Source organism: Actinobacillus capsulatus DSM 19761 (assembly GCF_000374285.1).
Classification (GTDB): domain Bacteria; phylum Pseudomonadota; class Gammaproteobacteria; order Enterobacterales; family Pasteurellaceae; genus Actinobacillus; species Actinobacillus capsulatus.
This window is the reverse complement of the sequence record NZ_KB893933.1, coordinates 134,596-148,844: the sequence shown is the minus strand read 5'-3', so window position 1 is coordinate 148,844 and position 14,249 is coordinate 134,596. Positions and strand designations below refer to the sequence as shown.

13 protein-coding genes are annotated in these 14,249 nt (G+C 40.5%); 8 read left to right on the top strand and 5 right to left on the bottom strand.

The genetic code is table 11. The features are described 5' to 3' along the window. Positions 1–5: 5 nt before the first annotated feature. The gene (sodC, locus tag C228_RS0104165; RefSeq protein WP_018651437.1) at positions 6–572 is read right to left on the bottom strand and encodes a superoxide dismutase family protein; all 567 of its coding nucleotides are present in this window, start codon (positions 570–572) and stop codon (positions 6–8) included. Positions 573–757: 185 nt separating this feature from the next. Here sodC and asd point away from each other — a divergent pair, with 185 nt between their 5' ends. Next, positions 758–1,870: an aspartate-semialdehyde dehydrogenase gene (gene asd, locus C228_RS0104160; protein WP_018651436.1), complete on the top strand. Its 1,113-nt coding sequence runs from the start codon at positions 758–760 to the stop codon at positions 1,868–1,870. Between the two features lie 126 nt (positions 1,871–1,996). Here the strand turns inward: asd and C228_RS0104155 are convergent, their stop codons facing one another. Beyond that, positions 1,997–3,127, bottom strand: coding sequence for a porin (locus C228_RS0104155; protein ID WP_018651435.1), 1,131 nt, complete (start codon positions 3,125–3,127; stop codon positions 1,997–1,999). Positions 3,128–3,270: 143 nt separating this feature from the next. On the opposite strand from C228_RS0104155, the gene lpxB reads away from it, so the two are divergent. Together lpxB and sohB are read left to right on the top strand one after the other, a co-directional pair. Next, on the top strand, positions 3,271–4,452 hold the full coding sequence (gene lpxB, locus C228_RS0104150) for a lipid-A-disaccharide synthase (RefSeq protein ID WP_026313184.1): 1,182 nt from the start codon (positions 3,271–3,273) through the stop codon (positions 4,450–4,452). 29 nt (positions 4,453–4,481) lie between these two features. Beyond that, positions 4,482–5,534 carry a protease SohB gene (sohB, locus tag C228_RS0104145; RefSeq protein WP_018651433.1) on the top strand — a complete coding sequence of 351 codons (1,053 nt, stop codon included), beginning with the start codon at positions 4,482–4,484 and terminating at the stop codon, positions 5,532–5,534. A gap of 117 nt (positions 5,535–5,651) precedes the next feature. Here sohB and C228_RS0104140 read toward each other — a convergent pair whose 3' ends face one another. The 3 genes from C228_RS0104140 to hslR form a co-directional block, all read right to left on the bottom strand. Then, the gene (locus C228_RS0104140; protein WP_018651432.1) at positions 5,652–7,262 is read right to left on the bottom strand and encodes a Tle-like phospholipase domain-containing protein; all 1,611 of its coding nucleotides are present in this window, start codon (positions 7,260–7,262) and stop codon (positions 5,652–5,654) included. A gap of 146 nt (positions 7,263–7,408) precedes the next feature. Continuing rightward, complete coding sequence (hslO, locus tag C228_RS0104135) at positions 7,409–8,299, bottom strand: Hsp33 family molecular chaperone HslO (RefSeq protein ID WP_026313183.1); 891 nt, start codon at positions 8,297–8,299, stop codon at positions 7,409–7,411. Positions 8,300–8,423: 124 nt separating this feature from the next. Continuing rightward, positions 8,424–8,831, bottom strand: coding sequence for a ribosome-associated heat shock protein Hsp15 (hslR, locus tag C228_RS0104130; RefSeq protein WP_018651430.1), 408 nt, complete (start codon positions 8,829–8,831; stop codon positions 8,424–8,426). A 164-nt stretch (positions 8,832–8,995) separates the two neighbouring features. Between hslR and nudE the strand changes: the two genes are divergently transcribed. The 5 genes from nudE to C228_RS0104105 all read left to right on the top strand — a co-directional run bounded on the left by nudE (position 8,996) and on the right by C228_RS0104105 (position 14,174). Continuing rightward, positions 8,996–9,550, top strand: coding sequence for an ADP compounds hydrolase NudE (gene nudE / locus C228_RS0104125; RefSeq protein WP_018651429.1), 555 nt, complete (start codon positions 8,996–8,998; stop codon positions 9,548–9,550). Positions 9,551–9,561: 11 nt separating this feature from the next. Next, entirely contained in the window at positions 9,562–10,374 is an 813-nt protein-coding gene (gene cysQ / locus C228_RS0104120; protein ID WP_018651428.1) for a 3'(2'),5'-bisphosphate nucleotidase CysQ, read from the top strand. 72 nt (positions 10,375–10,446) lie between these two features. Then, complete coding sequence (gene zwf, locus C228_RS0104115; RefSeq protein ID WP_018651427.1) at positions 10,447–11,934, top strand: glucose-6-phosphate dehydrogenase; 1,488 nt, start codon at positions 10,447–10,449, stop codon at positions 11,932–11,934. Positions 11,935–12,017: 83 nt separating this feature from the next. Further along, a complete protein-coding gene (gene pgl, locus C228_RS0104110; RefSeq protein WP_018651426.1) occupies positions 12,018–12,716 on the top strand; it encodes a 6-phosphogluconolactonase in 699 nt (232 codons plus the stop codon). Between the two features lie 132 nt (positions 12,717–12,848). Beyond that, positions 12,849–14,174, top strand: coding sequence for an MFS transporter (locus C228_RS0104105; RefSeq protein ID WP_018651425.1), 1,326 nt, complete (start codon positions 12,849–12,851; stop codon positions 14,172–14,174). Positions 14,175–14,249: the final 75 nt, after the last annotated feature.

Genomic DNA, 14,249 nt, shown 5'->3' with positions numbered 1-14,249 from the left:
TAATGTTATTTAATTACGCCACACGCCATACGAGGGCCGCCACCGCCTAATGCTGCCGGGTGATCAGAGTGGTTATCGCCACCGGCGTGGATCATTAGTGAATGGCCTTTTACTTCCTCAAGTTTTGTTAAACGTGGTGCAAGCACAGGGTTCGTTGCTGTACCGTCTTGCATTACCGATAATGCAGGTAAGTCGCCTAAGTGAGCGTTATCAGACCATGGGAAGCCGTGTTGTTTTGCACCTTTAGGATCCCAGTGACCGCCGGCACCTAAGCCTGCTACTAATTTGCCATCTTTTTCTTTTGCTTCACAGCTTGGATTTTCATGAATATGGAAACCGTGTAAGCCTTGTGTAAGGCCGGTTAAGTTTGGTGTAAATACTAAACCGTATGCCGATTCGGTAATTTCAACGGTACCGACATTTTTATTTCCGTTAACCGGATCAAGTTGTTGAACTTGTACTACGAGTTTCTCTGCATTCGGATTATCAGTAGCATGGTGGCCCGGATGTGCAGCAGCAAAAGCCGATGCGCTGAATAATGTTACAGAGAGCGCAAGTTTTGTGAATTTCATTGTAATTTCCTTTTAGTTTTTAGTGTGAAAGAGGGAATATTTTAGGTCGGTAAGCCCCATTTAACATAGATTACCTTAATGACCTAAAATCGATTGCATTTTTGTATAAAATCTTGTATTTATCACATCTATTTCCAAAATAAATTCAAACACAACTTTGTACTTTTCAATTTAGGAGCAACACAATGCAAAATGTAGGTTTTATCGGTTGGCGTGGTATGGTCGGTTCAGTTTTAATGGATCGTATGGTTCAAGAAAACGACTTTGCAAACATTAACCCAATTTTTTTCACTACCTCACAAGCGGGTCAAAAAGCACCGGTTTTTGCGGATAAAGATGCCGGTGATTTAAAGGACGCTTTCGATATTGAAGAACTGAAAAAGTTAGACATTATCGTAACCTGCCAAGGTGGTGACTACACTACCGAAGTGTATCCTAAATTACGTGCTGCAGGCTGGAACGGCTATTGGATTGATGCCGCATCAACCTTACGTATGGAAAAAGACGCAATTATCGTATTAGACCCTGTTAATCAACATGTTATTACAGACGGTTTGAAAAATGGTGTAAAAACATTTGTTGGCGGTAACTGTACCGTAAGTTTAATGTTAATGGCGATCGGCGGTTTATTCGAAAAAGATTTAGTAGAATGGGTTTCTGTCGCAACTTACCAAGCAGCTTCAGGCGCAGGTGCAAAAAATATGCGTGAGTTACTCTCACAAATGGGTGAATTAGAAGATTCTGTAAAAGCAGAATTAGCAAACCCTGCATCATCAATTTTAGATATTGAGCGCAAAGTAACGGCGAAAATGCGTGAAGACGGTTTCCCAACCGATAACTTCGGCGCACCGCTTGCTGGTAGCTTAATTCCTTGGATCGATAAATTATTAGAAAGCGGTCAAACTAAAGAAGAATGGAAAGGTTATGCGGAAACCAACAAAATTTTAGGTTTAAGCGATAACCCGATTCCGGTTGACGGTTTATGTGTGCGTATCGGTGCATTACGTTGCCACAGCCAAGCATTCACTATTAAACTGAAAAAAGACCTACCGTTAGCGGAAATCGAGCAAATTATTGCGGCGCATAACGAATGGGTGAAAGTAATTCCAAACGACAAAGAAACCACCTTACGTGAATTAACACCGGCGAAAGTGACCGGTACATTAAGCGTTCCGGTCGGTCGTTTACGCAAATTGGCAATGGGTCCGGAATATCTTGCGGCATTTACCGTAGGTGACCAATTATTATGGGGCGCGGCAGAGCCGGTACGCCGTATCTTAGTTCAATTAACCAAATAATTCGGATTAATTAGAGACGGACAAGCAGTCGGATTTTGCAAAAAAATTGCAAATTTTGACCGCTTATTGATGACATTAAAAAGCCCAAGCAATGCTTGGGCTTTGTTGTTTTCGGATAATATGAAATTACCAATAAGCACGGAAACCAACAACGGTTGTATAGTCACGTGATTTATTTACACCACGTGCTACTTTAGCTTCCGGATGTTTAGTGCGAGTTGCCTGCCATTCTACGAAAAGTTTAGTTTTTAGCTGATCAACCACTTTTGGTAAATAATATTCGGTACCCACCATAAATTGGTGTTTTCTTTCGTTATTGTCTCGACCAATCGCACGTTCAAGCTTATTGGTTTTATAAGCATACATGCCGTATGCACGCCAGTCATCGGTTAAACGATGATAAACAAGGGTGCGCACTTCTTTCTCTGTACGTTCGTTGCCTTGTACCGATTGGTTTTCGGTTTTACGACGTTCTAAATCCACACCGAATGTGGTTTTATCGTAAGTATATGCTGCACCTACCGAATAAGCATTGCGATCGTAAGCGGGCGCTGAACCGACACGCTCAAAACGCTCACGCGAGAAACCGGTTGCCACTTGTACGCTTTGTACATCATCAAATTTATGATTATAAATTGAACCGAAACCCCATGCTTCTTTGCGATCTTGGCTTAAATCCATATTCGTATTTGAGCGTTGGCTATGACCGCCATAGTACGCACCAACTTTTAAGCCTTCAATACCTTTGTAAACATACTGAACTGAACGACGAGCACTAGAAGCTAGTAAACCGTCTGATAAGCTTAAGGTATTTGGAATATCGGTTTGTTTTACTTCATCGGTAATTACCGTTTGATTACCGTAAGTCACTTCACCGTATTGTTTATGGCCTAAACCTGCATAAAGTTGGTGAGCATAGATGTGGTCTAAATCGTGTTGAGAACTAGATACGCCACGTTCGTCCGCACCGCGTAAACGCCATTCTACACGGCCTAAAGCGTAGAAGCCGCTACCAATCTGTTGGGTTAAACGGAAGCCGAAACGTGAACCGTTATTTTGTACCGGTTTATTTACGTGGTTACGGATTGCCGAACCGTTTTGGTAAGTGTCTTTGGTCGAAATACTTGTCCATTTTAAACGAGCAGAACCGATAAATTCCGCTTTAGTACCGGTTGAATCTAAGTTAAATAATTCAACCGCTGATGCTGAGCTTGCCACAAGAGCAGAAGCTAAAAGGGCTAACGTTGTTTTTTTCATATTCACTCCAAATGAAATATAAATTAAAAGCTATAGTTTACTTAGAGTGAAAAATTCAATCAATGTGATTTTGTTAGTTTATATTGTGATTGGTTATAATCAGCCTATAATAAAAGTGATGAATAATTGATGAGAGTGAAATTATGATGACAAAAGAAGCGCCTCTTATTGCCCTGGTTGCTGGTGAGATTTCCGGTGATATTCTAGGTGCAGGGCTGATTAATGCCCTTAAATTGCATTATCCAAATGCCCGTTTTATTGGGGTTGCAGGCCCGCGAATGATACAAGCCGGCTGCGAAACCTTATTCGATATGGAAGAGCTGGCAGTGATGGGGTTAGCAGAAGTGGTAAAACATTTGCCTCGTTTGCTCAAACGCCGTAAGCAAGTGATTGAAACAATGTTGGCGGAAAAGCCGGATATTTTTATTGGTATTGATGCGCCTGATTTTAATTTAACGGTTGAAGAAAAACTCAAAACGAGCGGAATCAAAACTATTCATTATGTTAGCCCATCAGTTTGGGCTTGGCGTCAGAATCGAGTGCATAAAATTGCCCGTGCAACAAATTTAGTGTTGGCATTTTTACCGTTTGAAAAGGCATTCTACGATCGTTTTAATGTGCCTTGCCGTTTTATTGGTCATATGATGGCGGATACCATTGCACTGAAACCGAACCGTTCCGAAGCTTGTGCAGCTTTGGAATTAGATGAAGCAAAACGTTATCTTACAATTTTAGTAGGTAGTCGGGCAAGCGAAGTCTGTTTTTTAACAGAACCTTTTTTAAAAACCGCACAGATTCTTAAACAGAGATATCCGGAATTAGAATTTTTAGTACCGTTAGTTAATGACAAGCGCATTGCTCAATTTGAACAGATTAAAGCGCAAATTGCGCCGGATCTGGACGTGAAAATTCTTAAAGGTAATGCTCGCCAAGCGATGATTGCGGCGGAAGCAACTTTGCTGGCTTCCGGTACTGCGGCGTTAGAAGGAATGTTATGTAAATCACCGATGGTCGTGGGCTATAAAATGAAAGCCAGCACTTACTGGCTGGCTAAACGTTTAGTGAAAACTAAATATATTTCCCTACCTAATTTATTAGCGGACGAAATGTTAGTACCTGAATTAATTCAAGATGAATGCAATCCTGAAAATTTAGCATGGTATTTGGGTAATTATTTGGCAGATGATGCAGACCATAGAAAACAGCGAAACGAATTAAAACAACGTTTTACTGAATTACATAAATTGATTCAATGTGATGCGGATACACAGGCGGCACAAGCAGTGGTCGATGTGTTAGAAGCGGAAACAAGCGGTCAAAATTAATTTTATTTTTACAAAAGGAACTTCACAGAATGTGGAAAGAAATTTTACTTAATTACGGTATTTTCTTATTGGAATTACTCACGATATTCGGCATTGTTGCGGTTGTTGTTATGTTGATTTTAGAAGCGAAAAAACAACCTGAAAATGGTGCAATTTCAATGACAAATTTAACTGAAAAATACAAAGAACGGAAAAAAGCTTTAGCGAGTTTTTTCCTTAGCGAAGAAGAGCAGAAACAGCAGGAAAAAGATGAGAAAAAAGCCGCAAAAGAAAAAGCGAAAGCGGAGAAAAAACGCCTTAAAGAAGGTGGAGAGAAAACCAAAGCGAAAAAAGCTCGTTTATTTGTGTTGAAATTTAACGGGGATTTACAAGCCAGTGCAGTTAATGCGTTAAGTCAGGAGATCAGCGCCGTGTTATCGCTGGCTAAATTGGAAGATGAAGTGTTACTTAAATTGGAAAGTCCCGGCGGTGTCGTTCACGGATATGGCTTAGCGGCTTCACAATTACAACGTTTACGTGATCACAACATTCCGCTCACGGTTGCGGTGGATAAAGTGGCGGCAAGCGGTGGCTATATGATGGCGTGTGTGGCGAATAAAATTGTTTCGGCGCCTTTTGCGATTATCGGTTCGGTTGGTGTGGTGGCACAAGTACCGAATATCCACCGATTACTGAAAAAACACGATATTGATGTAGATGTAATGACTGCCGGTGAGTATAAACGCACAGTCACTTTAGTCGGTGAGAATACTGAAAAAGGTAAGCAAAAATTCCAGCAAGAATTGGAAGAAACGCACGAATTATTTAAACAATTTGTGGCACAGAATCGTCCGCAATTAGATATTGAAAAAATTGCTACCGGCGAACATTGGTTCGGTAAACAAGCGTTGGCGCTTAATTTAGTCGATGAAATTTCAACAAGTGATGATTTATTGTTGAATGCGGTAAAAGAAAAAGAAGTGATTGAGTTAAGTTTTAAAGAGAAGAAAAATCTAACTCAGCGTTTAGGCGTACAAATGGAGCAATCGGTAGAAAATATTATTGCGAAGTTATTATATAAAAATCGTACCCCAATGATGTAAATCCTTCATGTGATAAAGATAAGCGGTCGAATTTCTGCAGTTTTTTACGTATTGGTAAAAATCTAACGAAATTCGACTGCTTGTTTTAGTGAACAAGTTCAACTGACTTGTTCAAGATTAGATAACTGCAGCTTCGTATTGCGGTGTGGCAAAGCCGGAGAAATTAGCCGCTTCAGGGTAGCTAAATTCACCATCATTCGCTGCTAAGCTAACTTCATCTAGACTGTCGTCATTCACACTAAATTCACTTAGTAAGTTCAATGTTTCAGCTTCAAGCGGTTGTTCGAATTCAGTCGCTAATAAGTTAGATTCAGTAGTTTTGCTTTCTAACGCCATCGGAGCCACAGTTTCTACTTTATGTGATTCAGCCATTAATGCTATAGGTTGCTCCGCATGAATACTGTATGCGGTACTGTTGCTATTTGCATTGAGATCAACGATCTGGATACCGTTGTCCGTAAGCGTTGGAATAATATTTGATGCAAGTGCGTCAGAGCCTAAGTGAGTTTCAAGCCCATCTGCATAGCCGTCATTATCTGTATCTGCATTGTTGATATCAGTGCCAATACGTTTTTCCATCACATCGGTTAAGCCGTCATGATCTCTATCATCATTTGAATAATGATAATCCATACGGTAGCCTTGAGAGAATTCTTCTTTTAGTTGATCGTCTTTTTCAAAGAAGCTAGATAAAGCGTGTAGTCCGGATAACTGACCTTTTTTGAAGTCAAAAGAGGTTGTTCCGTCATAACGGCCAAGGAATTTATCTACAAATTCGCCACTAATGATATAAGAATCCGTTTTATGTTTGGTGACAATATTTGATTTATCACTATCATCAATCATATCTGTTTTGGTAAATTTATTGGCTAAATCAGCCGCTTGTTTGAGTGTTTGGCTTGAAAGACCGTGATGTTTTAAAATCGCAGGGTTAAATAATGCGCTACGCTTGAACATATCATCCCAACCGGCACGGCTTTGAATGGTATGTGCCACGAAATATTCCGCTAAATAACCGCCCAGCGAGTGACCTGTCGAGTAAACATTTTTCGGTTTATACGCTTCAATATATTGCGCAGCTTGATCTAAGTAAGCAGTTTGCATTGGCGTATCGCCGAATGCTAGGCGTAAATCTGCAGTTAAATCCGCAAATTCGCTCGTACCACGGAAAGCGATGACGACATTATCATAGCTACCATCGGCATTTTTTCCGTTACCGAAGATCACGTAATCCAAACCGCTTCCTGGGCTTTCGGTGCGTAAAATTTCCCAGTTATTAACAACTTCCTTAATTTGTTGGGCATAAGGTGAGTCTGAATATTTACCGCTAAAGTAGGTACTGAGTTTGGCTTTGTCTTGATAGGAGAGAGAGGAGAAAATTCTCAGATCACGATCTGAAACATTCCACATATTTGGATTTTTATCATGTAAATCAATGATGCCATCTTTATCCGTATCGGGTTTATAAGCCGAGTTTACATTTTTAAAAGACTCTAGCTGATGTTGTGCAGCATAATCTTCTAAAGCTTTAATAACATTGGTGGGAATGGATGGTTTGGAGGATGTGGATAAGGCGGAAGGGTGCAATTCTAAATTCGGTTCGAATGTCGTCTCAGCTCGAGAGGCTGACATCAACTTCGAAATATTAGGGTATATGTGTGCATATTTTGCTAAAACATTATCAACGATATGTGTTGATGCGGTGTGTTTAGTAAATGTGTTGATCATAGTGATCTCCTTATAATTATAGACTGGGATAATTCCCATGGAGATTCTATGATAGTCAAATTTTAGCCGCAATAATGTTTACAAAAAAGCGGCTGAATTGGTAAAAAATTATTTAAATTCAACCACTTATTGTTATGTGTTTTGATCTATAAATTTAACTTTGTTAATTTGTCCACTTCTTCTTTAAATTCCATAATGGCATTTTTATCAAAGAAATATTGGGTGCCGCAGCACTCGCATTGCATATCAATTACGCCATTTTTTTCGGCAAGCATTTCATCAATTTCTTCCATTGGTAATAATAAAATCGCATTGCCTGAACGCTCACGAGAACAGCCGCAATGGAATTTGATCTCTTGCGGTGGATAAACTTCTACCTGTTCTTCGTGATATAAACGGAATAAAAGTTCTTCCGCTTCTAAGCCGAATAATTCTTCGTCTTTCACTGTTTCGGCAAGCGTCATTAAATGCTCGAAGTCTTCCGGCATACCGGTACCGTCAGGCATAATTTGTAATAATAGACCGCCGGCAACCGCTTTACCTTCATATTCGCCGGTGCGAATAATTAAATGGGTTTGAAGTTGCTCTGAACGAATAAAATAATCTTCTAAACATTCACGAATGGTCGGTCTGTCTAAGGCGATCACACCTTGGTAACGTTCTCCGTCATTTGGCATAATCGAAATGACTAATACGCCGTTACCAATCATTTCGCTCAATGTTGCGTTATCAGCAATTTCAGCTTGAGTACGCGCTAATGCACGTAATTGTTGCTGTTCATTACTATTTACCACTGCTAATTTGAGCGGGCCGTCACCTTGAATTTGTACCGTAATCGTCCCTTTAAATTTCATAATTGCGGTGAGTAAACTGGTTGCGACTAACATTTCACCTAATAGATTTTGTACCGCTTTCGGATATTGGTGGGTATTCAGCGTTTTGGTAAAGGTATCGTTTAAACGAACCCATTCACCACGCACGGCACGGTTTTGGAATAAATAGCGATAAAGTTTGTCGTTGTCTTTTGTATAACTCATGGTTTTTCCTAGTAAAAGCGGATCTGCAAAAAATTTGCAAATTTTACCGCTTGTTAAAATAAAAGAAGGCCCACGTAAAACGTGCGCCATAAATTTAGCCTGAATATGGAGATTAATTTATAAATTACAATATTTGATCTTTAAATTTTAGCAAATCACGGCGCTCTTTTTTATTTGGGCGGCGATCAGGATGTGGCATCGAAAGCGCATTCGCTTTGCGGGCAAAGGCAATTGCTTCACGTTGCTTAATACTTTTTTCGGTTTCTTGGTAAAGTAATTGCGCTTCCGGTGCGCCTCGGCGTTGGTCACTGAGTGCGGTAACGATTACTTCTTTTTCATCATTACCTTGGCGTAGTTTAATCGTTGCTCCAACTTCCACCGTTTTACTGGTTTTTGCCCGTTGCCCGTTATAATGTACTTTACCGCCTTCGATCATCGCTTTGGCAATCGAACGTGTTTTATAAAAACGTGCCGCCCATAACCATTTATCGAGGCGAACTTCATTATCTTCTTTTGATGTCGGCTGTTTCATTTTATTTCTCTTTAGTGCGTTTTTTATAGGCAATTCGCTGATGATTTCCTGTAAACACACATTAAAATTCAGAAAGTATTATGATAACAAGGTCATAAAAAAGAACAAATAATTTTGAGTAAATGTGGTATCTTAGTGACATCATTTTGATGTGGGAGCAAAGTATGCAGACTCAACAACTTCCTAAAATTTTGAATGTTGAAACAATCGCGAAAACCCGGATTTTTGAGGTTCAGTCGGTTGATTTGCGTTTTTCAAATGGTGAAGAGCGGACTTTTGAACGCCTCACACCGCAGCGCCGTTCTTCCGTAATGGTGATTCCGATTCAAAACCAAGAACTGATTTTTGTTAAAGAATATGCGGTTGCTTCCGAGCGCTATGAATTAGGATTTCCAAAAGGGATTGTTGATCAGAGCGAAGAACCCATCATAAGCGCAAATAGAGAATTACAAGAAGAGATCGGTTTCGGTGCAAAACGAATTGAATTTTTACGCTCGCTTTATACCGGTCCGAGTCATATGTTTGGGCTGATGCACGTATTTATTGCACAAGATCTCTATCCGTCTAAATTAGAAGGTGATGAGCCGGAGCTGCTAGAAGTGGTAAGAATGCCTTTGGCAAAAATAGATGAGCTACTTGCTGATCCAAATTTTGCGGAATCACGAAATCTGGCAGCCCTTTTTATGTTAAGAGAGTATCTTATAAGCGGTCAAAAATAGGGAAATTTAGCATGCAATCATTGAATTCAACGCTTTTACAATCAGTCAAACAGATTGCACAGCAAGCCGGAGAATATCTGAAAGATTTTTATCAGTGCTCGGTCGAAATCAAGATTAAAGCAGATCATACGCCGGTAACCGAAGCAGATCTGTTTATTAACCAATTTATCACGGAGAAATTGCGCCAACTCACGCCAAATGTGCCAATTTTATCGGAAGAAAATTGCAATATTCCATTGGAAGAGCGCCAGTCGTGGCAAGAATATTGGATTATTGATCCGTTAGACGGTACACAACAATTTATTGATCGCACCGATCAATTTGCAGTGGTGATCGGTTTGGTTCAACATAATCGCCCGGTGTTAGGTGTGATTTATGCGCCAATTTTAGCAAAAACGTATTTTGCCATGGTGGGAAATGGTGCTTTTTTGCAAAAAAATGGTGAAATTCGACCGCTTGTAGGGCATCAAGACTTGCTTAATCACAACCGCTTAAAGATTGCGATGGGGGCATCGGCACAAAGTAAAGTATTAAATTCGGTCAATCAATCTTATCAAGCGGAAATTTTTCAATATGGTTCAAGCAGCTTAAAAGCCGGTTTGATTGCTGAAGGAAAAGTCGATTGCTATGCACGGTTCGGAGATACCGGCGAATGGGATACCGCTGTGGCAGAAGTGTTATTGGCTGAGGTTGGCGGCAAAATTTTTGATTTGAATTTTGAGCCGTTAACTTATAATCAACGTCCGACTTTTGTAAACCCCCATTTTGTGATGGTGGCGGATAAACAGCTGGATTGGGAAAAAATCTTTCAATTTAATTCGTAATAGCTATTTGCAACATCAGTAAAAATGTTACATATTAGTTAAATGACTCACGAACTCGGGAATAATATAAAAATGAATATCGAAAATAGTTGTATTGTTATTTTTGGCGCATCAGGCGATTTAACCTTCCGTAAATTAATTCCTGCACTCTATAACTTATTTAAAATTGGTCGACTCGGGGAACGTTTCTCTGTATTAGGTGTGGCTCGTTCCGAGCTTACGGATGATTCTTTCCGTAGTAAAATGCGTGATGCGTTAATCAAGTTTGAAAAAGCAGAAGGACAATCATTAGAAGATTTCTGCTCCCACCTTTATTATCAAGCGATAAATACTTCTGATGCGGTAGATTATGCGAAGTTATTGCCTCGTTTAGATGATCTACATGATAAATACGGTAGTTGCGGTAACACGCTTTATTACCTTTCTACACCGCCAAGTTTATACGGCGTTATTCCTGAATGTTTAGCCGCTCACGGCTTGACCACTGAAGAGTTCGGTTGGAAACGTATCATTGTGGAAAAACCGTTCGGTTATGACATTAAAACTGCCAAAGAATTAGATGAAAAAATCCATCATTATTTTGAAGAGCATCAAATCTATCGTATTGACCATTATTTAGGTAAAGAAACGGTACAAAATTTACTTGTATTACGTTTTTCAAACGGTTTATTTGAGCCTTTATGGAACCGTAACTTTATTGATTACGTAGAAATTACCGGAGCGGAAGCGATCGGCGTAGAAGAGCGTGGCGGTTATTATGACGGTTCGGGGGCTATGCGTGATATGTTCCAAAACCACCTATTGCAAGTGTTAGCTATGGTTGCCATGGAGCCTCCTGCAATTATTAATGCCGACTCAATGCGTGATGAAGTGGCGAAAGTATTACATTGTTTACATCCGTTAACTGCTGAAGATGTGAAAAATAACGTAGTGTTGGGTCAGTACGTGAAAGGTGAAGTGGATGATCAAATGGTTGCCGGCTACTTAGAAGAAAAAGGCGTACCGGCTGATTCAAATACCGAAACTTATATGGCGCTTAAATGCGAGATTGATAACTGGCGTTGGGCAGGCGTTCCTTTTTATGTGCGAACAGGCAAACGTTTGCCGGTGCGTGTCACGGAAATAGTGATTCACTTTAAAACGACTCCGCACCCGGTATTTAGCCAAAATGCACCGGAGAATAAACTGATTATTCGCGTACAGCCGGATGAAGGTATTTCAATGCGTTTCGGCTTGAAAAAACCAGGCGCAGGTTTTGATGCGAAAGAAGTCTCAATGGACTTCCGTTATTCTGATTTAAGTTCGGCATCAAGCTTATTAACAGCTTATGAACGTTTATTATTAGATGCGTTAAAAGGCGATGCAACTTTATTCGCCCGTACTGATGCGGTACACGCTTGTTGGAAATTTGTGCAGCCGATTTTAGATTATAAAGCGGAAAGAGGCAGAATTTATGAGTACGAAGCGGGTACTTGGGGGCCGACCGAAGCGGATAAACTTATTGCGAAACACGGTAAGGTGTGGCGTAAACCGTCAGGTATGATGAAGAAAAAAGTATAAATTTAGCTAACAAATCTCCCCCTTCCCCTCTTTACTAAAGAGGGGAAGGGGGAGATTTAAGTATGAATTAAAAGGAAATGTTAATGAACTACATCACTTTCTCATCCGCCCAACAAGCGGTGGAAAAAATTGCACAAGAATTTGTGTTATACAGCCAATTAAACCGCCCTGTACATATTTCATTATCCGGTGGTTCAACCCCGAAATTATTGTTTAAAACATTAGCGCAAGCGCCATTTAATACGGCAATTCAATGGCAAAATCTGCATTTTTGGTGGGGTGATGATCGCATGGTACTACCAACTGACCCTGAAAGTAATTATGGTGAAGTACAAAAGTTACTCTTCGATCATATTCAGATTCCTCAACAAAATATCCACCGTATTCGTGGCGAAGAACCGGTAGAACAAGAACTTGCAAGATTTTCACAAGAATTGACCGCTTGTGTGCCCGATTTAGCTTTTGATTGGATCATTCTCGGCATGGGAAATGACGGCCATACCGCTTCACTTTTCCCTCATCAAACCGATTTTAATGACCCGAATGTGGCGGTGATTGCTAAACATCCTGAAAGCGGTCAAATTCGTATTTCAAAAACCGCTAAATTGCTTGAGCAAGCAAAACGTATTACTTACTTAGTCACAGGTGCAGCAAAAGCGGAAGTTTTAAAGGAAATCCGTGAAACAGAAGCGGAAAAATTACCGTATCCGGCGGCTCGTATTAAAGCGAAAAAAGGTGTGACCGAGTGGTATTTAGACCAAGAGGCGGCAAAATTATTATAGCTTATGGATTATGAATGAAATTCATAATAAAGCTTAATATTTTTCAATGCTGGTATTGCATATTTGCATTGTTCTTTGTGATTGTTTCATTTAGGATTCCAATTAAATGAAAATCTTTAATAAGGAATTCCTATGACGATTCAAACGCAGCAACATACAAATAATTTAAGGCATGCGATTGATAACAGCCCAATGGGCGTATATCAATGGGCAATCGTAATCATGGCGGCCGTGATGAACTTTTTAGACGGCTTTGATGTATTAGCGATTGCGTTTACAGCGACGAATATTTCTAAAGAGTTCGGTTTATCTAAAACCGAATTTGGTGTGTTAGTCAGCGCCGGTTTAGCCGGTATGACGATTGGTTCGCTTTTCCTTGCGCCACTTGCGGATAAATTCGGTCGCCGTCCGTTATTGTTACTTTCAGTGGCATTATCGGCGATTGGCTTGTTGATTTCAGGTTTAGCGACCACGCCATTTGTACTTGGTTTTTCACGTGTGATCACCGGTTTAGGGGTTGGCGGTATTTTAGTCGGCACCAATGTGATTACTAGCGAATATTCTTCAAAGAAATGGCGTAGTTTTGCCATTAGTGTTTATGCGGCGGGTTTCGGTATTGGTGCGATGATCGGCGGTATGATGGCAAAAGAATTACAAGCGGCTTATAGTTGGCATGCGGTTTATTTTGCCGGCGCTGCAATGACTGCGGTAGTGTGGGTGGTATTATTTATTTGGTTACCGGAGTCGATCGACTTTTTAACCACCAAGCAACCGGCAAATGCGAAAGCGCGTTTAAATCAAATTGCTACCAAAATCGGCTTTGGGTTTAATGGTGAATGGGATTTACTGGCAAAAGTAGAAGCGGTAAAAACCAAACTACCGATTTCACAACTGTTTAACGATAAATATCGCCGCTCGACATTACTATTATGGCTTTCATTCTTTGCCATTATGTTCAGTTTCTACTTTATTAGTTCGTGGACCCCTGCATTGCTCAAAGAAGCAGGAATGACGGTAGAAGATAGTATCAACGTGGGAATGGCAATTTCGATTGGTGGTGCTGGTGGTTCATTAATCTACGGTTTAATTGCCAGCCGTTGGCAGGCAAGAACGGTATTAATGCTATTTACCGTGTTATCAGCAATTGCGATAGTGGTGTTTATTCTTTCGTCTTCAGCGCTCGGTGTTGCGATGGCAATGGGAGTTGTTGTCGGTGCGTTAGTGAACGGTTGTATCAGTGGTTTGTACACCATCAATCCGGCAACTTATGATGCGGATATCCGTAATACCGGTGTGGGCTGGGCGATTGGTGCAGGGCGTGCAGGCTCGATTCTTGCTCCGACAGTCGCGGGAATGTTGCTCGATGGCGGTTTGGCAAAACGAGATTTATACATTGCCGTAGCAGGTGTAATGTTACTATCAACTTTGGCGCTAGCATTCAAGAAGTCGAATGTATAAACTCATTATTTAAGGTGGGAATACTCCCACCTTTAGGCATTTCCAAGTAGGTCGAATTTGCAAACTTTTCTGCAA

Bases quoted from the DNA above. Each gene is read 5' to 3' on its own strand.
- sodC (WP_018651437.1), bottom strand. From the start codon at position 572: ATGAAATTCACAAAACTTGCGCTCTCTGTAACATTATTCAGCGCATCG.
- asd (WP_018651436.1), top strand. From the start codon at position 758: ATGCAAAATGTAGGTTTTATCGGTTGGCGTGGTATGGTCGGTTCAGTT.
- C228_RS0104155 (WP_018651435.1), bottom strand. From the start codon at position 3,127: ATGAAAAAAACAACGTTAGCCCTTTTAGCTTCTGCTCTTGTGGCAAGC.
- lpxB (WP_026313184.1), top strand. From the start codon at position 3,271: ATGATGACAAAAGAAGCGCCTCTTATTGCCCTGGTTGCTGGTGAGATT.
- sohB (WP_018651433.1), top strand. From the start codon at position 4,482: ATGTGGAAAGAAATTTTACTTAATTACGGTATTTTCTTATTGGAATTA.
- C228_RS0104140 (WP_018651432.1), bottom strand. From the start codon at position 7,262: ATGATCAACACATTTACTAAACACACCGCATCAACACATATCGTTGAT.
- hslO (WP_026313183.1), bottom strand. From the start codon at position 8,299: ATGAGTTATACAAAAGACAACGACAAACTTTATCGCTATTTATTCCAA.
- hslR (WP_018651430.1), bottom strand. From the start codon at position 8,831: ATGAAACAGCCGACATCAAAAGAAGATAATGAAGTTCGCCTCGATAAA.
- nudE (WP_018651429.1), top strand. From the start codon at position 8,996: ATGCAGACTCAACAACTTCCTAAAATTTTGAATGTTGAAACAATCGCG.
- cysQ (WP_018651428.1), top strand. From the start codon at position 9,562: ATGCAATCATTGAATTCAACGCTTTTACAATCAGTCAAACAGATTGCA.
- zwf (WP_018651427.1), top strand. From the start codon at position 10,447: ATGAATATCGAAAATAGTTGTATTGTTATTTTTGGCGCATCAGGCGAT.
- pgl (WP_018651426.1), top strand. From the start codon at position 12,018: ATGAACTACATCACTTTCTCATCCGCCCAACAAGCGGTGGAAAAAATT.
- C228_RS0104105 (WP_018651425.1), top strand. From the start codon at position 12,849: ATGACGATTCAAACGCAGCAACATACAAATAATTTAAGGCATGCGATT.